Raw genomic sequence first — 20,967 nt, 5'->3', positions numbered from 1 at the left:
GCAGGTAGAAGATCGCATCGACGATGCGCCGCAACGGGTAGGTCTGCCGCCGCCCGGCTGGATGGCTGCGGGGGACAAGGGGCGCGAGCAACGCCCATTCGGCATCAGTAAGATCGCTGGCGTAGGAACAGACATCCATGGTGGGGCTCCTGGATCATCAAACAGCCCGCATCCGCTTCAGCGGCCCAGCGTAGAACCTATTCTGAATCAACGGCTTGCCCCGAGCAATAAAATTGCTCACCAGCCTCTCAGGGAGGTTCGCAAGGACGGCTCTATCGGAGCCAACTCACTGACTCCGCAGTCGGTCAACCTCATTCTCAAGAAGCGCTGCCGGATCGCGGGGGGTGGACCCGGCGGATTTCAGCGCCCACGGACTGCGGTCGGGCTTCATGACGCAAGCGGGACGCGACGGGATCCCGTTGGCGGACGCGTTGCGTCAATCCGCTCATAAGTCCGTCCAGCAGGCGGCCGGCTACTACGACGAGCAAGAACATGCACAGGGCCTTTCGGTCAGGATCGGCATCTAGAGCATCCCAAAACCTTTCCAGTGCGTTCACAGCTGTGAACTCCAGCGATGTTCATCTACCAAGGGACGGATCAATGACAGGTCTAGTGCACAGCTGTGAACTAGCGGTTCAACGCTGCGGCTGGTCATTGATCTTACGTGTCTGCCGCCGCCATCATCCTCCGTGTTCACAGCTGTGAACTGCCAATGCGAAAAAGAAAGGGGAGGGGGCGATGTAGCTGCTGACTATGGGATCTATTCAGGTTCACAGCTGTGAACACTCACCCTGCACGTTCCCGAACTGCGCAAGAATAAGAGCCCTCCTTAACCTATTGTAAAGACTTTTAGCCGCTTAGTTACGGAAAGCAGCCCATTGGCTCGCTGTTAACCGTATCTAGGAGGGCGCAGTGGCCTTAGCACAGATGAAATCTGAAGCACCGCAGTGGGTGGATGAGGAAACCATCCGTTCACACGCGCTGTCTCTCTCGAAGAAGCTTCACGACCAGCGTCTTAAGATGCATCCGCCGTTAGCTCAAAAGACCCTTCGAAAATTCTCCTCCGGAGAGGTCGCGAAGCTAATCGGCGTTGCCGATGGGTACCTGCGGCAGCTATCCCTTGAAGGTAAAGGTCCTGAAGCAGAGACCCTTCCGAATGGACGGCGGCAATATTCACTTGAGGACGTTCTCGCCCTCCGCACCTACTTAGATGAGACTGGCAAGTCCGGTAGGCAGTACGTCAAGCACAGGTCCGCGTCCGAGCATTTGCAGGTTATTTCCTGCGTCAACTTCAAAGGCGGTAGCGCAAAAACTACTACGGCAGCTCATCTTGCCCAATACCTAGCGCTTAACGGATACCGGGTCTTGGCGGTGGATCTCGACCCGCAAGCCAGCCTTACTGCACTTCATGGCCTGCAACCCGAATTCGATGTTCACGGCGGTCAAACCATCTACGGCTCGATTAGGTACGATGATCAGGCTCGGCATCCACGTGAGATCATCAGGCAGACGTACTTCCCAGGTTTGGACCTGATTCCAGCAAATCTCGAGCTCATGGAATTTGAGCACGATACTCCCAAAGCCCTCGTAAATCGTAGCCCAGAAGAATCACTGTTCTTCGAGCGAATTGGCATCACTCTGTCGGCAGTGGCAGATCAATATGATGTTGTTGTCATAGACTGTCCGCCTCAACTAGGATTTCTGACACTTTCTGCTCTCAGTGCATCGACGTCTATGGTGATTACAGTTCACCCTCAGATGCTGGACGTGATGTCGATGAGCCAGTTTCTCAAAATGGCCTCGGATCTCCTTACGGTGGTCAGGAACGCTGGTGGGACCGTTCGTTATGATTGGATCCGCTATCTCGTCACCCGCTTCGAACCGGGGGATCTCCCGCAGAGTCACATGGTCGCCTTCCTGCGGAAGATGTTTGGCGACTTCGTTCTTAAGAGCGCCATGCTCAAGAGCACTGCAATTTCAGATGCCGGTATCAACAAGCAAACGCTCTATGAGGTCTTGAAGGAACGTTACTCGAAGTCGACGTACGATAGGGCTATGGAGTCCCTCAACAGCGTCAACAGCGAAATCGAAGATCTGATTAAGAAAGCTTGGGGGAGAATGTAATGGCGAAGCGAAACTATGCCGCGATCCTCGGCGAGGATGATACCGGGGTCAACCCTCAAGTCGAGCAACAGGCAGCCCAATCTGATGTCGTGCCGATCCGAGCAGAGTCCGCTGAAACGGCTCCTGTAAAGCCTGGTGCTAGCTGGTCATCGGTGCTCGCGCGGGGGAGCAATGCTGTAGGTGCTGTCGGAAGCGCCTTGGAAAATATGCGCGGACAATCTAGCGCAGAAATTGCCGCTCTCAAGAGCCAGCTTGAAGCCGGCGAGACCATCGTCGAGATCGAAGTAGACAAGATCCTCGCATCATTTGTCTCAGATCGCTTTGAAGATTCATCACAGCCTCCCACCGAGTTGATCGACCAGATAAAGGACCGAGGCCAGTTGGTTCCGATTCTGGTGCGTCCTCATCCTGAAAGGGAGGGGCATTATCAGATTGCCTACGGGCATCGAAGAGTTGCTGCCGCTCGCAAACTCGGCATCAAAGTTCGTGCGATTGTTCGAAATTTGTCGAACGAAGAATTGGTCATCGCACAAGGCCAAGAAAACAACGCTCGCCTCGACCTCAGCTACATCGAGAAGGCTCTTTTTGCCGTGAAGCTGGAGGAAGCCGGATTCAATCGGCAGGTGATTGGATCATCACTAGCAGTCTCTAAAACCGAACTTTCCGGGATGATCTCTGTCGCGACCAAAATCCCTCGCGAAATCATCCTGGCCGTTGGAGCTGCTCCCGGCATTGGCCGCCCGCGGTGGCATGAACTGACCGAGATTTTCAAACTGCAGAAATGCTTCGATAAAGCCTCTGAGATCATCGCGAAGCCCGAATTTGCTCAAAAGTCATCGGACGAGCGGTTCCTGGCATTGTTGGCGAAAGTTTCCAAAAAGGAGAAAGTCGAAGCCTCTCAACAGCAAATCTTCTGGAACGATCCAAAAGGCAGAAGACTAGCCCGCATAACGGATACGGATGCTCGATATACGTTGCAAATTGATAAGACCGTTGATCGACAATTTGGAGCCTTCCTTTTCTCAAAGCTTGAAGAGCTTTATCGAGACTATGAGGCATCCCTGAACTCGAAATAGTCAGCATAATGGCGGAGGATTCCTCCGCCTTCGCCTCTTCAATAAATTGGGATCACGAGCAGCAAAGTGGCTCATCGCACTTTTCTCTCTGCAAGGATCTGTCGGGGATATGTACACAGACGAACATCAAGTTCAATCGATCGTTTGCAGACGTTTCTCAAATCATTTTGTTAACCAGGGCAGAAGAGCAGGGCTTCCCCAGAGTCGGCAAAAATGGCTTAAGAACGAAGATCTTAGCGGCCCAGCTGCCACTGATTGGAGATCCTGTCTGGGGTTGATCCAAGTGGAGCAAGCGACCTTTTCAGACCAGTGCTGATGCAGCTTTGAGATGCAGCCTGAACTTATCCCCCACATCGTAGTGATGGCTTGGTTTGCTTCTGTTTTTGCAGCTATGCTGTTTTCCATCAAAAGCTTAGCTTATGAGGCATTGTCATAGTTCGGGACGCAGAGGGCTCGATCCCAACCCAGCTGGAGTCATTTCCGATTTCCATTCTCCGTTTTGATGCTCAATTGGAACGGGGTTGACCATGAGACGACCCACACGCCGGGCGATTGCCGCACAGGACCGCCAGATGCTGGACCGGCAGGCGCAGTTTCGTCTGGCCGCTGATGCCGTGACCGCAGCGCTCGCCGGGATCCCTGAGGTCGCGGCGGTGGCGTTGATCGGCTCGGTCGCCCAGCCGTTGTGCCGGGAGGTGCCGCGCTTTCAGCCGTTCCGATACTGGGACGTTTCGGTCTGGCACGAATGCAAGGATGTCGATCTGGCCGTGTGGCTCGATCGCCTGGACCGGCTCCAGACTCTCAATCGGGCCCGCAGCATGGGCCCTCCACCAGCTCTGTACGAGGAAAAGCAGATCGGGGTTGCTCACCATCAGGTCGAGATCTTCATTCTACAAGGAGAGGCGAACGCCTATCGCGGCCGGCTCTGCTCCTTCTCGCAGTGCCCGAAGGGCAAGCGGGAATGCCTGGTCCCAGGGTGCGGACAGGAGATCTGTTCCTGCAGCAGCACGCCGGCTTTACATTCTGGCCGGACGCGCTGGCACCAGATAGAATCCTGCCCCTGTATGATAGGCGCGGGATCCTGCAACGCGCCTCCGAGACACCCGCCGCAGGACAGGACAATTAGCTTGCGATAGGGTGACGCCTCGTGGGACAGACGGAGAGGATGAGCATCCGTGGCGCATCCCTATGAGCCATGGTGCCATGCCCTCTCATTGGAGCCCGATTAGGCGCAATGGCCGCGATCCGGACGAGATTGGCGCCAACTGCCCGACGCGTGTTCCAGTGTTCCTCGTGAAGGCTCTCAGCCGGGTTCAGAGGCTACTGCGGCTTCTGTAAAACGGACAGCGCGGATTGAAACATTTCGGAGTGCCTGCAGCCACAATGCCCCGGATCCAGTTACGTCTCACCCCGCGTGGGCACCTCCTGCTGGAGGACGCAGACGACGCGCCCTCCCTGGATGACAAAGTGGCGGCACGGCTGACGGAGGCCTTTGGCCGTGGCACCGGGTACGGGCTGTTACAGCTCGGAGCGGGTGAGGTCGGCCAATCCTTGCCGCCCGCCCTCACCTGGTGGCGCGATTTCGCTGTACGCTATGTGGAGGCGATCTGCCTTCACGGGTCGGGTGGGGCCGGAGAGACGCCGTCTGCCGCGGTCCTGTCCGCCATTGCCCCGCCGGCCGAGGCCGAACTTGCCACGTTGGTGCTGACTGCCCCAATGATGCCAGGGGCGGAATACCTGACCGTCAATATTCTGCGCGGGCTTTGGGTCGAACTCGGCACCGTGTTTACCGCGTCGTTCACAGCAGCCGGCACTGACCTGCAAATCTTTCTCAAAACGCTGAACCCGGCCTGGAATCTGATCGGCCGTGTCCACTTCAACTTGGCGGAGAACCGCCGCGATCCGGAACGCCCTTTTGCCTTCCTGGCCACCTACACCACGCGACTGTCAGCGCAGGCGAGAGCCCAGCATGTGCCGCTCGGCCAGGCGCTGCGCGAATACGCCGGTGCCGCCAATCGAGACAAGCTGCTGTCGTTGCTGGTGCCGGTGCAGCGGGCGGCGGAGCGCGTCAGTTGGCTCAAGGCCATGGTCGATACCGGGGAGATCTTTCATCCCTTACGCTGGAACCCGGCCGAGGCCGCACGGCTCCTGAACGGCGTGACTGATCTCGAAAGCGCCGGTGTGGTCGTGCGCCTGCCTGCCCACTGGCGCGCGGGCCGCCCGTCGCGCCCGCAGGTCGCCGCCACGATTGGCGCCCGCCCACCATCCGGGACAGGTCTTGACGCTCTGCTCGACTTCCACATGGATGTGACCCTGGAGGGTGAGCCGCTCACCGCCGAGGAAATGGCTGCATTGCTCACCGGCACCGAGACGCTGGTGCTGCTGCGCGGTCAATGGGTCGAGATTGATCGTCCGCGTCTGGACCGGGCGATGCGCCGCTTCAAGGAGGTGCAGGATCTTGCCGAGCGGGAGGGGCTCACCTTTGCAGAGGCCATGCGCCTGTTGGCCGGCGCCGATGCCACCGGAGATGACGAACCCGCTGCCGTTGCCGACTGGTCGCACATCACAGCCGGAGCGTGGCTGACTGAAACCCTCAAGGCACTGCGTAGCCCCGACGGTGTCGATGTTGATCCTGGTCCGGCCCTGAAGGGATGCTTGCGCCCGTACCAGAAGGCGGGGGTCGGATGGCTTCACCTCCTGAGCGGGCTTGGGCTTGGCGCCTGCCTCGCCGACGACATGGGGCTGGGCAAGACGATCCAGATTTTGGCACTGCTGCTGATCCAGAAGCGGAAGAGAGCCGAGCGCAAGCCGAGCCTGTTGGTCGCTCCGGCCTCGCTGCTGGCCAACTGGGCGGCAGAGATCGAGCGCTTCGCCCCCGAGCTGAACGCGAAGATCGTGCATCCCTCGGCGATGCCGGCCGAAGACCTGAATCAGATGACGGTGGAGGGATTGTCTGGCCTGGATCTGGTGATCACCAGCTATGGCTCGCTGCTGCGCCTGCCGGTGTTGAGCAAAACGTCCTGGCGCTTCGTGGTGCTGGACGAGGCGCAGGCGATCAAGAACCCTAACGCTAAGCAGACCCGCGCATCCAAGGCCCTGCAGGCTGAAGCCCGGATCGCCCTGACCGGAACTCCGGCCGCTCGGCCAAGGCCTTGGCCGAGCGGCCGCACAACCCCTATGGCCCGCTGCGCGACCTGGTTCGGCCCTACATCCTGCGCCGGATGAAGACCGACAAGACTGTCATCACCGACCTGCCGGATAAAACGGAGGTCAAGGCGCTGTGCCCGTTAAGCCGCAAGCAAGCTACCCTCTATGCCGACACCGTAACGGGCCTGGTCAAAGCATTGCAGGATGCCGACGGCATCCGGCGCAAAGGCATCGTACTGGCAACACTGATGCGGCTGAAGCAGATCTGCAATCATCCCTCCCAGTGGCTCAATGATGGCAAGTGGGTCGAGGCGGACAGCGGCAAGTGGACCCGCCTGCGTGAGATCGCCGAGGTGGTCGCCGCCCGCCAGGAGAAGATGCTGGTCTTCACCCAGTTCCGCGAGATGACAGCGCCCTTGGCGGCGCACCTGGGTGGGATCTTCGGCCGGAGCGGGCTGGTTCTGCATGGCGACACCGCGGTCAAAGACCGTAAGGCGCTGGTTCAGACCTTCCAGGAGGACGAGACTGTACCGTTCTTCGTCCTGTCCTTGAAGGCGGGAGGCTCGGGGCTGACACTGACCGCGGCGTCTCACGTCGTCCACTTCGACCGGTGGTGGAACCCGGCGGTGGAGAACCAGGCCACGGACCGCGCCTTCCGGATCGGTCAGAAGAACAACGTGCTGGTCCACAAATTCGTCTGTCAGGGTACAGTGGAGGAGAAGATCGACGCGCTGATCGAGGCGAAGAAGGGCCTGTCGGACGATTTGCTGGCTGGTGGGGACGAGATCAACCTGACCGAGATGAAGGACGAGGATCTGCTGCGGATGGTGGCTCTTGATCTGAAAGCAGTCATGGCGGAGTAAGGCGGATGACTCCTGGGGTTGATGACGGATGGCCGCTCTACGTTCCGGTTGCGGAGCGTCGGAAACAAGCCGCGCGAGAGATAGAGAAGCTGCGCAAGAAAGGGCACCCGGTTGCCCCTGTCATCCTGGAGGGGCGCACCATCACCCGGACCTTCTGGGGCAAGGCGTGGTGCGACAACCTGGAGAGCTATCGTGATTTCGACAGCCGCCTGCCGCGCGGCCGGACCTATGTTCGCAGTGGCGCGGTCATCGACCTTCAGATCGCGCCGCTGGAGATCAAGGCGAGGGTCAGTGGATCATCGATCTACAGGGTGTCCGTCTCCATCACGGCATTGGCGCCGACGCTGTGGCGGTCGATCTGCACGGATTGTGCCGGGGGCATCGACTCCCTGGTCGAACTGCTGCAAGGCCGGTTCTCCAAGGGTGTGATGGAGCGGCTCTGCCGCCAGGACAGAGGTCTGTTCCCCAAGCCGTCGGACATCCGGTTCTCGTGCACCTGTCCGGACGGAGCCTCGATGTGCAAGCACGTCGCCGCAGTGCTGTATGGCGTTGGTGCCCGGTTTGATGACAGGCCCGAGCTTCTGTTCCGGCTGCGTGCGGTGGATGAGAAGGATCTGGTGGCCGATCTTGATACGGCGCTGCCACTCTCGAGCCAGCCGCTTGAGGCCGGAAAGGTCCTGGAAACGGACGACATCTCGGCTTTGTTCGGCTTGGACATGGCGGAGATCGGTGATGCGATCCCGGGCCATGATGCCATGCCAGCTGTCCTCGAGCCATTGGCCCGAACTGGCCAGAAGCGGACCAGCCCAAAGACGGCCGGACGCAAGGCCGTCGTTCAGTCCCGCCCGACACCCGCTGCTCCAAAAGCGAGCACGCACACCGCACCGCCAGCAGGACAGACCTCCAAAACCGGCATCGCTGGCAAGACGCCCCATTCCGCTGAGCCTAACGCGCAAGCTCGGCCCCTCGACGATTCTTTGATCCGAAAGGCGTCCAAGCGAATCCGAGATCTCAAGACCGTGAAAGGCAAGGATAAGCGGACAGTGCCGAAGCCGGAGATGGAACTGACCCCGGACGGGTTCGTGAAGTGGTGGAAATGATCCCGAACCACCGGAACCAGGAGCACTTCGATGCCTCTGACCACCGTGTGACGAACCCCCTCCAGACTTGGATCAGGGCGGCCGAATGCCCATATAAAGCCTATGCCGCATAAGGAATCTTCACCACGTACCCTCGACCTGTTCGAGGTCACACTTACTGTCCCGACACCGCCAGAGTCGGGGTCGGCCTTTGCCCAATCGTCGGGGCTTGCCAGCTTGTCTGACGTTCAATTGGCAACGCGTCTAGGGCAGCTTGTGGAGGAGGTGCGAGGCCGTCTTGAAGCTGGAAGGAGTCAGCGGCCGGAACTGACTGCAGCGGTGCGCCAAGCCCGCTTATCGCTCGATCGGCTTGCTCCTCAACCTGCCAAGCAAGACAGGCGTCGTGGATCCAGCAAGTCCTTGCCGCCTCTGCAGGAGGGGCAACGCAAGGCTGTGCGGGCTGCCCTTTCGGCTGGGGTCGCTCCGGGTCAGGTCGCCAAGCACTTTGGCCTGTCACTCGCAGCCGTCCGCAGCGTGCTCGACGAGGCAGGGTAGGGTCTCTGAAGGTGAGGGCATAGTAGTGCTGACAAGCCTAGACAGGAGCCTGCAGATCCTCTTCATGCCTGTCCTCAGTCCCCGCTCTGTTACGCGAGCATCATCATCCTATTTCCTGACAGGGATAGGCGCTACGACTGCACAAGAGGCTGGGAGCTGGCACCGCGTCGCAATCAGACGTATGTCAGCTCTCCCTCCGCCATTGGCGTAGTCGGTGACGCAGGATTCCTGCTCGCTGCAAGAAACACGCCATGGACGATGATGCCTTCGAGCAGTTGATTGCCAGCTTGGGCCAGGTTCTCGCCTTCACAGACGAGGGCGAGAGCTTGGGCGGCGGCCTGACGCTGCCCTCCGCCATTGACCCAGCCGCGATCCGCAAGAAGACTGGCCTGTCTCAAGCGGCTTCTGCTCGCCGGATTGGAGTTCCTGCAGCAACCATCCGGAACTGGAAGCAGGGCAGGCGGTCGCCGCAGGGACCAGCGCGGGTGCTGCTGGCGCTGCTCGACCGCAACCAAGGGATCGTGGAGGAGACGTTAGGACACTGACTCCTGCGCCTTTCCAGCAATTCTTTGACCTGTCGCAGGCTACCGAGTTCTTGAAGGCACGCCCAAGATGATGGCCCTCATGCTCGCGCAGTCGGGATTTCCTCGCACATGGTCGCTAGACGCACCTGCGGATGCATCGGAGGTCTGAGCCTGTCTCACGACACAGCCGGTGCCCCTTTCTTGCCTTACTGCCATGCTTGTCAGGTGCAGGATGGTTTCATGGCAGGAGAGTGGAGCTTGTTTGAAGATCCTGGAAGCACACGGATCGATCTGGCCTGTCCTCATTGCAAGCAACTGTTCAAGGTCCGGCTGCGCAAGCTTCAGTTCGGATCCGAACTGATGTGCCGGCTGTGCCGGTACGAGTTCTCCGCCAGAGAGGTGTTGGGTCGTCCTGAGATCCAGGAAGCTCTCGCTCGGGTGCACACGATTGTGGCCCAGCGGGTCAGATCCATTGAGCCTTGTAGGAGCCGGGATGAGATCGAAGGGCATAAGAGCGCGAACCGGGATCATCCCCGCACTCGGCTCAAGATGCCCCATGAGGTTGGACATGAAGAGGCCAAAGCCGGAACGTCCTTGCTGGGCGAGGCTCTGCAGAGGAAGAGCAGAGCCTCTGACTTTTAATCAGAGGGTCCTGGGTTCGAGCCCCAGCGTGATCACCAAACCTTATCAAGCAGTTAGATGTCGGCCGGGTTTGGTCCTGCTTCCCAGAAAACCGGATTGGGAAGCGTATGGGAAGCAAGCTCAACTGAGTGAGAAATTTCCTCCGCGATCGCATCGGTTCACCCGTAGGCCGAACCTTACTGCCAGAATCAGCGAACGTCAGGAATCAGCCAGAGAGCGGACCTTGTTACTGTCGCGCTGAATGACTCAGTTTGACCCAGTCCGGACCTTCATCTGCTCAGATCTGACGAACTCGATCAGTGGAAAATGGTAACAATTTATCGAACACATGAGGGTACAGTTGCATCCGAAAGATGCCCGCTCTAGCGGCAAGCGTCCAAACCTCGCACATAGGCGCAGTCGTTTCTTCCTATCCTAGATGAAATAAAGAACAGAGTTTCAGAGCCCCATACGAAGCTCTGATCCAGTCGAAAAGCTTTTAGTGAACGTTCACATTTTGGCTTTACAGCACTTCTCGCTGTGTTATTTTCACATTGGGGAGTGTGAACGTTCACATGCAGCAATCCAAACCGCCATCAAGCGCTGTGACCTTAAAAGACGTTGGCCGTGAGGCAGGCGTTTCCTATCAAACCGTATCCCGGGTGGTGAACGGGACCGCAGGCGTAAAGGACGAGACCCGCAAGCGCGTGCTAGAGGCCGCACAGAAGCTCGGCTTTCATCCTAACCGGGTCGCACATAGCTTGCGGACGAGCCGTTCCAAAGCGATTGGTCTCATCATGGCAGACATCGAAAACGTCTTCTTTGCTGAAGTCGTCGGTGGTGTTGAGGCGGAAGCAAGTAGGCAGGGCTATTCGGTGATCCTCGCTCACAGTTCGGAGGAGCTTGAAAGAGAAGTTCGCGCCGTCTTCGGGCTGATGGAACGGCGGGTAGATGGTCTGATCATCGCGCCCGCGGATGGCGATCATTCCTACTTGAAGACCGCTCTTCCCCAACACTTCCCGCTGGTCGCGATCAATCGCGCCATCACGGAGCTTGATTGCGGAGCCGTACTAACGGACAACGAGGCCGGGGCCAGGGCGGCCGTGCAATATCTTATCGATCGTGGCCACGAGAAGATCGGCGCAATCACCGCGAGCGCCAACCTCATGACATCGCTCGAACGGCTGAAGGGCATCAAGGCCGCCATGAAGAACGCAAACCTTCCTGTGCGCGAAGAATGGATATCTACAAGCGGCGGATTTAGGCCTGAGATCGCGCAAATCGCAGCGAGGAACATTCTTACCCAGGCCGACCGCCCCACAGCGATTTTCGCATCACATAACCGGATCGCCGAGGGCACGCTTCTCGCTCTTCGGGAACTTGGCCTCAATCGGAATCGCGACGTCGAAGTGATCGGATTTGACAACGTGCCTTGGGCCCGCCTTGTCGACCCGCCCATGCCCGTGATTGCGCAGCCGGCCCACCAGATTGGGCAACGCGCTGTGGAGATGCTGCTCGGATTGATTCACGACAACACAGCGACATTCGAGACGGTCCGACTCTCCGCGGAACTGATCTCTCACGAAATCCCGCAGCTAGAACAACAGAAGAGAACTGTGCAGACGAGGAAACGCCATGAAACATGGACGACGAAATCGCCCCGCCTAGCAAAGGCAGCCGCCTCACGAAAGTAATGTGGTTATTCCCGCCCTAAGGGGCAGGGCGGCCAAGCGCATCAGCGCCGCCCTTTAGCAACCTCAGCACGCGAGAGCTCATCCTCTCGCGTGGTTCTCCAGCCTTGTTCAACCGAAAGCAATAGTCGCGAAGGGCGGCGGCTTCAAGGAAGCGCATAATGACAACTGACACGTCTCCTCGCCTTGCGTTAAGCCCAGTGACAATCTCCCAATGCGCATTTGAGGAGAGTTTCCAGATCGCCGCCGAGGCCGGGTTCAAAGGCATCGGGCTGCGCTACGACCGCATGGAGGCTTACCTAGCGAGCGGCAAGACGATCGCTGACGTTAAGAAACTCTCGCGGACTTATGAACTCCCCTTTGCAGAAGCTGCCTTTCTCGCGGAATGGCAGTTCCATGGCGGCCTCCCTCTCATATGCAAGCGCCGCCGCACAGGCGAGCCCGATGAAGAGAATGCGCAGGAGCTGCGCCGCCGACTCGTCCAGTTTCTTGAACATTGCGAGGAACTTGAATGCGCGAACGTGACTGCGGTCCCTGCGCTCTGGAAGACCGGCGATCTCGACATCGCGGTCGAGGAATTCGCGGCGCTTTGCGATCTCGCGCGGCCCTATGGCGTCCGTCTTTGCATCGAGTTCATGGGAACGGCGCCGCAAGTCAAGGACCTCGCGACGGCACAACAGCTTGCGGCATCCGCCGCACGCAGCAACGGTGGAGTACTAATCGACACCTTCCTCTTTCACCAGGGGGGCTCGACGCTGGCACAAGTGGAAAGTATTCCACTCGAGCTTGTCTTCAACGTGCAGCTGGCTGACGCCAAAGATCTCCCACGCGAACAGTTAAACATGCTTGAGGACAGGCTGTTTCCCGGAACCGGTTCGGCCCCCATGCGCGACATCGTCTCGATTCTTTCACGCCGTGGCTACGCTGGTTGGTGGACCGTCGAATTGTTCAATCCCGACTATTCGGCAGGCACCCCGCGGGCGATCGCACGCACCGCCTACAAGACATCAGCAGCCCTGATCAAAGAGGCGTGCCATACCAAGGCGGTGAACTGACCGAACGCACAACGTCCAGTATTTGGCGAGAGAAATTAAACATGAAGATCCATCCGGAGTTTGACAATGACTGAAACCATACTCGGCACAGCTGTGATCGGCTGTGGTCGCATCTCCCGCTCGCATCTTGCGGCAGTCAATTCTCATCCCAATCTGGCAAAGCTCGTTGCCGTCGTCGATGCGGATGCGAATTTGGCGCAGCGCGCCGCTTCCGAGTACGGCGCGGAAATCGCCGCCTCAACTGTAGACGAGGTCCTCGCGCGGAATGACGTTCACGCTGTCGTCATCTGCCTGCCCAACGATCTCCACGCGCCCGTAGCGATCGCAGCTGCCCGTGCTGGGAAGCATGTTCTCGTCGAGAAGCCGATGGCGACCAGCGCCGCAGATGCGGTGGCAATGGCCGAGGCGGCAGAGGCGGCGAAGATCACGCTGGCTGTAGCGCAGTGTCGACGGCACTTCAGGGCCATTCAGGCCCTTGACGAGCGGCGGGCGGAGTTCGGAGATCTGATCTCCATTCAGGTCAGCCTCGGCGTAAAGTGGCATGAGGCTCAGGCAGATTGGTGGCGTGATCCGGTCCGCGCCGACAGTCTGGTGATCGCCCTCAACGGGCCACACGTCCTCGATTTTGTTCATATGATGATGAAGGACCTTCCGCTGCGAGTGCATGCGGAGTCCGTCCGCAAACAAGAATTCTGGGGCGGCGAGGATGAAGCGATGATCCTACTCGCCTATCCGGGCAAGCGTATCGCTTCAGTTCATCTGTCCTTTAACCAGGACCCACTCGAGGACCGAAAGGTTCTTGTCTTTGAAAAGGGCACCGCCGTTCTTGAGCGAGACCGTAAGCTCCTCTTCAACGACCAGGTTCTTGTGGAGCCCGGTCCCGAGGAAGGCCGTCATTATCTGGACGAAGCGGTGGAATTCAGCAGGCAGTTCCAGGAGTTCGTGCATGCCATCCGGAACCAACCTAATCGCTCAGTTCTGCCAGAGGAAGGCGTCCGCGTAATGCTAACGCTGGAGGCGGCCCTCACCGCACACAAGACCCAGCAGGTCATCAACGTCGCGGCTTATGAACAAGTGAGCAGCGCAGGGAATATCCAACCAAAGAGGAAAACAGCGTGACTAGGTTCAAAGATAAGATTGCAGTCATTACTGGAGCAGGACGCGGAATCGGGGCCGTTATTGCCGGCGATCTCATTTCGCAAGGCGCGATCGTGTACATACCTGATCTCGACCTTGACCGGTCCCAGAGCACCGCCCAGAAACTCGGCCCCTCGGCCATCCCAGCAAAGCTGGATGTTTGCGAACGCAAGGAAGTCGCGTCATTTTTTGAAAGGGTTGGGAGCGAACACGGTGGAATTGACTATCTCGTCAACTGCGCGGGCGGCTACGTCCCACTCGTTCCAACCCTTCAGATCACAGAGGACGAGTACGACCTCGTCATGGACTCCAATCTGAAGGGCACGTTCCTATGCTGCCAGGCGGCAATTCCGCAGATGAAACGAAAGGGCAATGCTTCAATCGTGAACTTTAGCTCGCTCGCCGGACGCCAGACAAGCCCGGCACTCGGCTCTCATTACACAGCAGCAAAAGCTGGCGTGCTTGGCTTAACGCGTCACCTTGCTAAGGAATTCGGGACGGACGGTGTGCGGGTTAATGCGATCGCTCCCGGCACAACCGACGGCGAACGCGTTGCCGGACTACTGTCGCCCGAAGATAGAGCACGGCAGCTGAGCTCGATCCCGCTTGGAAGGTTCGCGGCCGCAGACGACCTCTCACCCGTGGTCCAATTCCTTCTATCCGACGAGTCCCGATACATTACTGGCGCGACGATCGACGTGAATGGAGGCGTACTCACGATTTAAAGAAGCAACAAGTTGGCCATAATAGGTCATCATGGCGGAGGAACGATGAACAAGGTCTATATCATCGGAACGTGCGACACCAAGGAGCATGAACTTCTCTATGCGAAGAGGGTGATTGAGGCTACGGCCGTCCCGGCACTCCTTGTCGACATCGGGACGCGCTCGTCATCGAACGCGGCCGACGTCACAGCTGAAGAAGTTGCCGCGTATCATCCGCGTGGGCGGAACGCCGTGCTCGGAAGCGACGACCGGGGGGAGTCCGTAGCTGCCATGTCGGAAGCCCTCCTCGCTTTCATGAAAGGACGTGCCGACATCGGCGGTGTCCTCGGAATGGGCGGTTCCGGAAACACCGCCATTGTGACGACGATGATGCGTAGCCTGCCAATCGGCACGCCGAAGATCATGGTGTCCACCGTTGCCTCCGGAAACGTCGCTCCCTACGTCGGCCCGAACGACATCGCAATGATGTACTCCGTCGCAGACGTGGCTGGGTTAAACGTGATCAGCAGAAAAGTAATCGGCAATGCTGCTCACGGCATCGCCGGTATGGTGAAGTGGCCAATCCGGACGTCCGCTACGGACAAATTAGGTGTCGGCATATCGATGTTCGGGGTCACAACAGCATGCGTCACGCAGGTCCGCGAGGCTCTAGAACCAAACTACGACTGCTTCGTCTTCCACGCGACAGGGACCGGTGGACAGTCGATGGAAAAGCTCGCCGATTCCGGTTTGATTGGCGGTATGATCGACATCACGACGACCGAGGTTCCCGACTACCTTGTCGGCGGCGTATTCCCTTGCACAGAGGATCGCTTCGGAGCTGTCGCCAGAACACAAGTACCTTACATCGGATCGGTAGGGGCGGTAGATATGGTGAACTGGGGTGCGCGGGAGACAGTTCCCACGAAGTTCCACCAGCGCAAGCTCTATGTCCACAATGAGCAAGTGACGCTCATGAGAACAACCCCGGAGGAAAACGTTACGATCGGCGAATTTATTGCGACCCGGCTAAACCGGTGCGAGGGTGACGTTCGACTTCTACTCCCGCTCGGCGGCGTGTCGGCGATTGACGCTCCCGGCATGCCCTTCTATGACCCAGAAGCGAATGAAGCGCTGTTCTCAGCAATCCGACGGACATTTAATCGCTCGGATCGCCGCCAGCTGATCGAACTTCCATATAACATTAATGACCCTGGCTTCGCCGCCGCGATAATCCAAAACTTTCGGGAGATTGCGTGATGACACTACAAGGCCCTTCCGCCCACTCCGGTCATGTTCCAGCGCGACCCGGCCGTCAGGATCTCCTCGCGAAGTTCCACGACATGGTTCGACGCAGAGTACCCATCGTCGGTGGCGGCGCCGGAACAGGACTGTCTGCGAAGTGTGAAGAAGCCGGCGGGATTGATCTTATCGTGATCTACAATTCGGGGCGTTACCGAATGGCTGGCAGGGGCTCCCTGGCGGGAGTTCTGGCCTACGGCAACGCCAACGAGATCGTAAAGGAGATGGCCCTTGAGGTTTTGCCGGTGGTAAAACACACTCCGGTCATCGCAGGAGTGAACGGGACCGATCCCTTCATCATCATGGACCGCTTTCTGGACGAGTTGAAAGCTCTAGGCTTCGCTGGCGTTCAGAACTTTCCGACCGTCGGCCTTATTGACGGTGTGTTCAGACAGAATCTCGAAGAAACTGGCATGGGGTACGGGCATGAGGTCGACATGATCCGACTCGCACACGCCAAGGACATGCTCACGACCCCTTACGTCTTTACGGAGGAGGAGGCTGTTGCGATGACAGAGGCTGGGGCAGACATCATTGTCGCCCATATGGGGCTTACGACCGGAGGATCAATCGGGGCTGAGACGGCATTGACGCTCGATGATTGCGTTCACAGAATTGATCTGTTTGCGGAGGCGGCGAAGTCGGTGCGCGAGGACGTCCTCATACTCTGTCATGGAGGGCCGATCGCCCATCCAGAAGACGCTGAGTACATTCTCAAGAAGGCCGAGCTCTGCAACGGCTTCTACGGGGCGAGTTCGATGGAGCGTTTGCCCACCGAGATTGCTTTGACGGAGCAGACGCGGCGGTTCAAGAGCATCGATTTTCACAATTCGCCGCAAGAAACGTCGCGCGGCCGTTCGACGTCCGAATAATCGGCAGGCGCCTCGAGAGGAGTCGAAATGAAAGTTTCACTGAAAAATGTAGCGGTGACTGGCGCGGCTAGCGGCCTTGGGCAGGCTGTCACTTCGGCGTTGGTTGAGCATGGTGTTGGCGTAACGTGCATTGATGCCGACCTGAAGCGGCTCCGGGCCCACGTGGAAGAATTGCGGGTGGAGGGCGGCAAAGCATCGGCCGTGGGGGTCGATGTGACGGACAGCGAAGCGATCCGTGAAGCCTTCGCAGGCATCGACGGCGATCCTGTCGACGGCCTTGTCACCTGCGCTGGCGTTCAGAGCAAGACCCCAATCCTAGATCTGACGGTCTCCGAATGGGACCGAGTGCTCAACATTAACCTGCGGGGCACGTTCTTGTGCGTGCAGTACGCGCTCCGCTCAATGATTCCGCAGGAGCACGGGCGGATCGTCACAATTGCCTCCGACACGGGAAAACGCGGTGGTGGCCGGCTAGCGAAATCGGCTTACAGCGCGTCGAAGGGCGGCGTAATCGCGTTTACCCGCTCAATCGCGCGCGAGCTGGCTCCGTTCAAGGGTGAAATCCGCGTCAACTGCCTTTGCCCAGGACCTATGTTTACCGAGATGCATACCGGGATAACCACTGTGGAACACGACACTGTGGAAAAATCGGTACCACTTGGACGGTTTGGCACGCCCCGTGAGGTCGCTGCAGGGGTTCTTTTCCTGCTGTCCGATGAGGCTACCTATGTCTACGGCGAAACTCTCTCGGTCGATGGCGGAGTGATCATGGACTGAGAACTTGTAGCTGAAGCAGGTTCAGGTGCGAGATGGTCGCTCCTGACTAGAGCTATCACAACAAAAAGCTCGGTCAACGGGCGATCAACTCATATGGAGGAAGTACATGAACCCTACGATCTCACGCCGCACCCTCGTCTTAGGTGCATTAGCTACGCCCGCCATCCTTTCTCTTCCGCGAGGCGCCATCGCTGCGACCACGCTTACTCTCGGACACAACGCCGCTCTCGGGAATCCCCGCGCAACGGCGACGGACCGCTTCGCTGAACTAGTGAAGGAGCGCTCCGGCGGTCGCCTTGCTGTCAGGGTAGGGCACGCTGAGCAGCTGGGGAATGAACAATCCTTGCTGACGAGCCTGCGGACCGGTGCTATCGACATGACGGTCAACAGCCAAGGCTCGCTCTCGGCCCTGGTGCCCGAGGTTGCTGCCATCGGCTTGCCCTTCATCTTTGCCAACAGTGCGGCGGGCTTCAAGGTCTTGGACGGCCCAGTCGGGCAGGAGCTGGGTGGTCTGTTCTCGAAAATTCAGATGGTGTCGCTTGGCTGGTGGGACAACGGCATTCGTCACATCATCAATGGGAAACATCCAGTTACGAAGCCAGCCGATTTAAAGGGCTTGAAGCTTCGCACACCGCCCGATCCCATGACGATCGATATCTTCAAGACCCTTGGCGCTGGCACAGAGCAGATCAGCTTCGGTGAGCTTTACATCGCGCTTCAGCAAGGGGTAGTCGACGGCGCGGAGAACGCACTTCCCAATATCGCAAGCTCAAAGCTATATGAGGTGAGCAAGTTTATCAGCTTGTCCGCGCACAAATGGGAGTGCTCGCCGTTTCTCATTTCACAAATCACCTGGGCGCGCCTTCCTGCTCCCGATAAGGAAATCATCATTGGCGCTGCGAAGGAATCCAGCGACCTGCAGAGACGGCTGATGAATGAGGAGGACGCGAAGTACCTCGCCCAGTTCAAGGCCGACCCCAAGTTGGCCGTCAACGAGGTCGACATTCGCGCTTTCCAAGAGGCATCCGCTAAGGTTCTCGATATCTGGCGGGCGAAGCCTTACGGAGAGTTCGTTAGCCGCCTGATCAAAGCTGCGCAGGCGTAGTTATGTTGCGCCTTCACCCGATCCAAGATGATAAAGGCTTGGCCACCGCGAGCATTCCGCTCACGGTGGCCGACGCCATTGACCGCGCTGTTGGCTTCGTGTGCCGTGGCGTAATCTTGCTAACAAGCATCGCCCTGCTTGTTCTGCTCACCGCGAATGTCATCGCGCGCTACGCCTTCGACAGCGGCGGTTTCGAGTTCTCTCAGGAAGTCCCAGAGCGTCTCTTCCCCTGGCTCATCATGGCAGGCGTGGCACTCGCGGTGCAGCATGGCAGCCATATGGCTGTTGAGTCGCTTTTAGTTCGGCTCAATCGCGGCGGTAAGCGCATACTCCTGCTTCTGGGCCATGGGCTCGTGATCGTCTCCTACGCGGTGCTTTGCTGGGAGGCGCTCTCCGTTGCGGATATTGTCTCTATTGAGCGCAGCGCAGTTCTTGGGCTGCCTAGCAGCCACAGCTATTATGCGCTCGCCCTTGGCTGTGTCGCCGTCATCTTGACAACGTTTGCCCTTGCGTTGCGCGTCGCCATGCTCGGCCCTGAAGCCATGCCAAGTCCTGACCCAGAGGAGACCGGCATATGAGCCTCGTACTGGTTATCGCGTTCACTATCCTCATGGTTCTGGCCATCCCCGTCGGGCATGCGCTGATCATCGCGGCCGGCGTAACCATCGCCTTAGATGGCAAGCTACCTTTAATGATCGTCGCGCAGCAGATGTATCAGCAGACACAGTCGTTCCCAATGCTTGCCCTGCCGTTCTTCATGATGGCCGGAAGCCTGATGCTGGGCGGACACCTCGGTAGGGATCTTCTGGCGTTCGCAAGTGCTGGCATGCAGCGCTGGCGCGGAGGTCCTCTATCCACTACTGTGGTGGCATCCGTTGTGTTCGGTGGCGTTTCTGGCAGCGCGGTCGCGAACGCGAGTGCGCTTGGCTCCGTGCTGATCCCCTGGCAGAAGCGGCAGGGTTACCCAGCCGGTTTGTGCGCTGCCAACAATGCCACGTCCGCGGTGATCGACATCCTCATCCCTCCGTCGATTCCGCTCATCTTGTATTCGCTCGTCAGTGGCGTCAGCATCGCCGACCTCTTTACGGCCGGGATATTGCCAGGTCTATTGATGGCTGCCGGGTTTGTTCTCACTTGTAACTGGATCGCCCGCCGGCGCGGCTACCAATCGGATGCTGCGATCACTAGTCGGCTTGAGCTCTTGAAACTCGCCGCTATTGCAAGCCCGGCCATCTCAATGCCAATCCTGATTCTTCTCGGCCTTCGTTTCGGAATCGCAACTCCAACGGAGGTTTCCGTCTTGGCCGTCGTCTATGCGCTTGCGCTGAGCGCTTTCTTCTACCGTGACCTGACTTGGGTCCGGTTCCGGGACAGCATGATTCATGCCGGGGTTGCTACGGGTGTCGTGATGCTCGTAATAATGGGGAGCGCAATCGTCGGCTGGATTCTCACCTTTGACCAAGTTCCGATCACGATCGCCGAATGGGTCTCGCAGACGATCAGCAATCCTCTTCTAGTCATCGTTGCGATGAACGTCATACTGCTTATCGTGGGCATGCCACTAGATCTACCGCCGGCTGTCCTGTTGCTGGGACCTATTTTCGTGCCACTTGCCGCGAGCATTGGCCTTGACCCTGTGCAGCTGGGAATCATCATGACAATCAATCTCGGAATCGGTTGCTACACCCCGCCGATCGGAACCACTCTCTTCATTTCGTCCTCGATCGCGAAAGCGTCACTCGCCCAGACAACGAAAGAACTATGGCCATTCTTCGCCGTCGCGATGCTAGTCCTCCTCGCAATGAGCTATATACCAGCGTTGACCATCTATTAAGTGCGGGATCGGACTGTTTCTCGTCATTTGGCTCGCTTAGGCTGCTGTCCTCAGTGAGGCCTAATCGATTTACTACCACTTCGCGAGTACGTTCGCTGGAGTTCGTCTGGAGAGGCTCCTTTGCGTGGATCGAAGCATTTCCCTCCGGCCTTTAGGGCGGTCCCTTTCGCTGAGCTCTGAGGAAGGACCGTACTTAGACCCTCCTCCGTCGAGAATCTGGTAAACAGCAACAAGGAGGGATTTTGCAAGAGATTATACCCGTTCAGGGAATTGGTGACGCGGTGAGATATGGGTAAGCCGTCAATGTTGTGAGACGGCCTGTCTCGTCGAGGAGACGGTTCCAGGCGTGGCAGACGGCCTCCAACACCGCGTCATAGTCATCAAGCACGCGATGCGAGAGATAGCGCTCACGCAGGTACAGCCAGACCCGCTCCACCGGGTTCAGTTGGGGTGACGCCGACGGCAGCGGCAAAAGGGTGATGGTGTCCGGCACGTGCAAGG

The 20,967-nt window shown here is 58.5% G+C and carries 18 protein-coding genes, 1 tRNA gene and 1 pseudogene; 18 read left to right on the top strand and 2 right to left on the bottom strand.

Annotated elements, in window-relative coordinates; translation table 11 throughout:
• Window positions 1–139 (bottom strand): transposase (locus ACXJKO_RS23785; RefSeq protein WP_457093552.1); only part of this gene is annotated, 139 nt, incomplete at its 3' end.
• Between the two features lie 788 nt (window positions 140–927).
• On the opposite strand from ACXJKO_RS23785, the gene repA reads away from it, so the two are divergent.
• The 18 genes from repA (at window position 928) to ACXJKO_RS23695 (ending at window position 20,466) form a co-directional block, all read left to right on the top strand.
• A complete protein-coding gene (repA, locus tag ACXJKO_RS23780; protein ID WP_457093551.1) occupies window positions 928–2,124 on the top strand; it encodes a plasmid partitioning protein RepA in 1,197 nt (398 codons plus the stop codon).
• Window positions 2,124–3,200: a plasmid partitioning protein RepB gene (repB, locus tag ACXJKO_RS23775; RefSeq protein WP_457093550.1), complete on the top strand. Its 1,077-nt coding sequence runs from the start codon at window positions 2,124–2,126 to the stop codon at window positions 3,198–3,200. The genes repA and repB overlap by 1 nt, the downstream gene beginning before the upstream one ends.
• 527 nt (window positions 3,201–3,727) lie before the next feature.
• Complete coding sequence (locus tag ACXJKO_RS23770; protein ID WP_457093549.1) at window positions 3,728–4,336, top strand: hypothetical protein; 609 nt, start codon at window positions 3,728–3,730, stop codon at window positions 4,334–4,336.
• 331 nt (window positions 4,337–4,667) lie between these two features.
• Window positions 4,668–6,425 carry an SNF2-related protein gene (locus ACXJKO_RS23765; protein ID WP_457093548.1) on the top strand — a complete coding sequence of 586 codons (1,758 nt, stop codon included), beginning with the start codon at window positions 4,668–4,670 and terminating at the stop codon, window positions 6,423–6,425.
• A complete protein-coding gene (locus tag ACXJKO_RS23760; RefSeq protein ID WP_457093547.1) occupies window positions 6,353–7,210 on the top strand; it encodes a DEAD/DEAH box helicase in 858 nt (285 codons plus the stop codon). Before ACXJKO_RS23765 ends, ACXJKO_RS23760 begins: the two co-directional genes overlap by 73 nt.
• Before the next feature lie 5 nt (window positions 7,211–7,215).
• Window positions 7,216–8,310: an SWIM zinc finger family protein gene (locus tag ACXJKO_RS23755; protein ID WP_457093546.1), complete on the top strand. Its 1,095-nt coding sequence runs from the start codon at window positions 7,216–7,218 to the stop codon at window positions 8,308–8,310.
• Between the two features lie 785 nt (window positions 8,311–9,095).
• Complete coding sequence (locus ACXJKO_RS23750) at window positions 9,096–9,389, top strand: helix-turn-helix domain-containing protein (RefSeq protein ID WP_457093545.1); 294 nt, start codon at window positions 9,096–9,098, stop codon at window positions 9,387–9,389.
• A gap of 582 nt (window positions 9,390–9,971) precedes the next feature.
• Window positions 9,972–10,048 (top strand) — tRNA-Lys (locus ACXJKO_RS23745).
• A gap of 516 nt (window positions 10,049–10,564) precedes the next feature.
• Window positions 10,565–11,683: a LacI family DNA-binding transcriptional regulator gene (locus tag ACXJKO_RS23740; RefSeq protein WP_457093544.1), complete on the top strand. Its 1,119-nt coding sequence runs from the start codon at window positions 10,565–10,567 to the stop codon at window positions 11,681–11,683.
• Window positions 11,684–11,841: 158 nt separating this feature from the next.
• Complete coding sequence (locus ACXJKO_RS23735) at window positions 11,842–12,735, top strand: sugar phosphate isomerase/epimerase family protein (RefSeq protein ID WP_457093543.1); 894 nt, start codon at window positions 11,842–11,844, stop codon at window positions 12,733–12,735.
• Window positions 12,736–12,801: 66 nt separating this feature from the next.
• Window positions 12,802–13,854 (top strand): Gfo/Idh/MocA family protein, encoded by a 1,053-nt coding sequence (locus ACXJKO_RS23730; protein ID WP_457093542.1) that lies wholly within the window; start codon window positions 12,802–12,804, stop codon window positions 13,852–13,854.
• The gene (locus ACXJKO_RS23725) at window positions 13,851–14,597 is read left to right on the top strand and encodes an SDR family NAD(P)-dependent oxidoreductase (protein ID WP_457093541.1); all 747 of its coding nucleotides are present in this window, start codon (window positions 13,851–13,853) and stop codon (window positions 14,595–14,597) included. Before ACXJKO_RS23730 ends, ACXJKO_RS23725 begins: the two co-directional genes overlap by 4 nt.
• Before the next feature lie 45 nt (window positions 14,598–14,642).
• Window positions 14,643–15,836 (top strand): Tm-1-like ATP-binding domain-containing protein, encoded by a 1,194-nt coding sequence (locus ACXJKO_RS23720; RefSeq protein WP_457093540.1) that lies wholly within the window; start codon window positions 14,643–14,645, stop codon window positions 15,834–15,836.
• Window positions 15,836–16,750 (top strand): phosphoenolpyruvate hydrolase family protein, encoded by a 915-nt coding sequence (locus ACXJKO_RS23715; protein WP_457093539.1) that lies wholly within the window; start codon window positions 15,836–15,838, stop codon window positions 16,748–16,750. The genes ACXJKO_RS23720 and ACXJKO_RS23715 overlap by 1 nt, the downstream gene beginning before the upstream one ends.
• A 27-nt stretch (window positions 16,751–16,777) precedes the next feature.
• A complete protein-coding gene (locus ACXJKO_RS23710; RefSeq protein ID WP_457093538.1) occupies window positions 16,778–17,527 on the top strand; it encodes an SDR family NAD(P)-dependent oxidoreductase in 750 nt (249 codons plus the stop codon).
• A gap of 106 nt (window positions 17,528–17,633) precedes the next feature.
• On the top strand, window positions 17,634–18,632 hold the full coding sequence (locus ACXJKO_RS23705) for a TRAP transporter substrate-binding protein (RefSeq protein WP_457093537.1): 999 nt from the start codon (window positions 17,634–17,636) through the stop codon (window positions 18,630–18,632).
• Between the two features lie 38 nt (window positions 18,633–18,670).
• Window positions 18,671–19,210 (top strand): TRAP transporter small permease, encoded by a 540-nt coding sequence (locus tag ACXJKO_RS23700; protein ID WP_457093536.1) that lies wholly within the window; start codon window positions 18,671–18,673, stop codon window positions 19,208–19,210.
• Window positions 19,207–20,466: a TRAP transporter large permease gene (locus ACXJKO_RS23695; protein WP_457093535.1), complete on the top strand. Its 1,260-nt coding sequence runs from the start codon at window positions 19,207–19,209 to the stop codon at window positions 20,464–20,466. The genes ACXJKO_RS23700 and ACXJKO_RS23695 overlap by 4 nt, the downstream gene beginning before the upstream one ends.
• A 262-nt stretch (window positions 20,467–20,728) precedes the next feature.
• On the opposite strand, the pseudogene ACXJKO_RS23690 reads toward ACXJKO_RS23695, so the two are convergent.
• Window positions 20,729–20,967, bottom strand: a pseudogene (locus ACXJKO_RS23690) (IS630 family transposase); the annotation flags it as partial.

It is taken from the genome of Microvirga sp. P5_D2, assembly GCF_054049475.1.
Note: the sequence above shows the minus strand (reverse complement) of the source record. Positions and strands in the feature narration are given on the sequence as shown.

Excerpts from the sequence above, each read along its gene's own strand:
- repA (WP_457093551.1), top strand. The coding sequence starts at position 928 with ATGAAATCTGAAGCACCGCAGTGGGTGGATGAGGAAACCATCCGTTCA.
- repB (WP_457093550.1), top strand. The coding sequence starts at position 2,124 with ATGGCGAAGCGAAACTATGCCGCGATCCTCGGCGAGGATGATACCGGG.
- ACXJKO_RS23770 (WP_457093549.1), top strand. The coding sequence starts at position 3,728 with ATGAGACGACCCACACGCCGGGCGATTGCCGCACAGGACCGCCAGATG.
- ACXJKO_RS23755 (WP_457093546.1), top strand. The coding sequence starts at position 7,216 with ATGACTCCTGGGGTTGATGACGGATGGCCGCTCTACGTTCCGGTTGCG.
- ACXJKO_RS23750 (WP_457093545.1), top strand. The coding sequence starts at position 9,096 with ATGGACGATGATGCCTTCGAGCAGTTGATTGCCAGCTTGGGCCAGGTT.
- ACXJKO_RS23740 (WP_457093544.1), top strand. The coding sequence starts at position 10,565 with ATGCAGCAATCCAAACCGCCATCAAGCGCTGTGACCTTAAAAGACGTT.
- ACXJKO_RS23735 (WP_457093543.1), top strand. The coding sequence starts at position 11,842 with ATGACAACTGACACGTCTCCTCGCCTTGCGTTAAGCCCAGTGACAATC.
- ACXJKO_RS23730 (WP_457093542.1), top strand. The coding sequence starts at position 12,802 with ATGACTGAAACCATACTCGGCACAGCTGTGATCGGCTGTGGTCGCATC.
- ACXJKO_RS23720 (WP_457093540.1), top strand. The coding sequence starts at position 14,643 with ATGAACAAGGTCTATATCATCGGAACGTGCGACACCAAGGAGCATGAA.
- ACXJKO_RS23715 (WP_457093539.1), top strand. The coding sequence starts at position 15,836 with ATGACACTACAAGGCCCTTCCGCCCACTCCGGTCATGTTCCAGCGCGA.
- ACXJKO_RS23710 (WP_457093538.1), top strand. The coding sequence starts at position 16,778 with ATGAAAGTTTCACTGAAAAATGTAGCGGTGACTGGCGCGGCTAGCGGC.
- ACXJKO_RS23705 (WP_457093537.1), top strand. The coding sequence starts at position 17,634 with ATGAACCCTACGATCTCACGCCGCACCCTCGTCTTAGGTGCATTAGCT.
- ACXJKO_RS23695 (WP_457093535.1), top strand. The coding sequence starts at position 19,207 with ATGAGCCTCGTACTGGTTATCGCGTTCACTATCCTCATGGTTCTGGCC.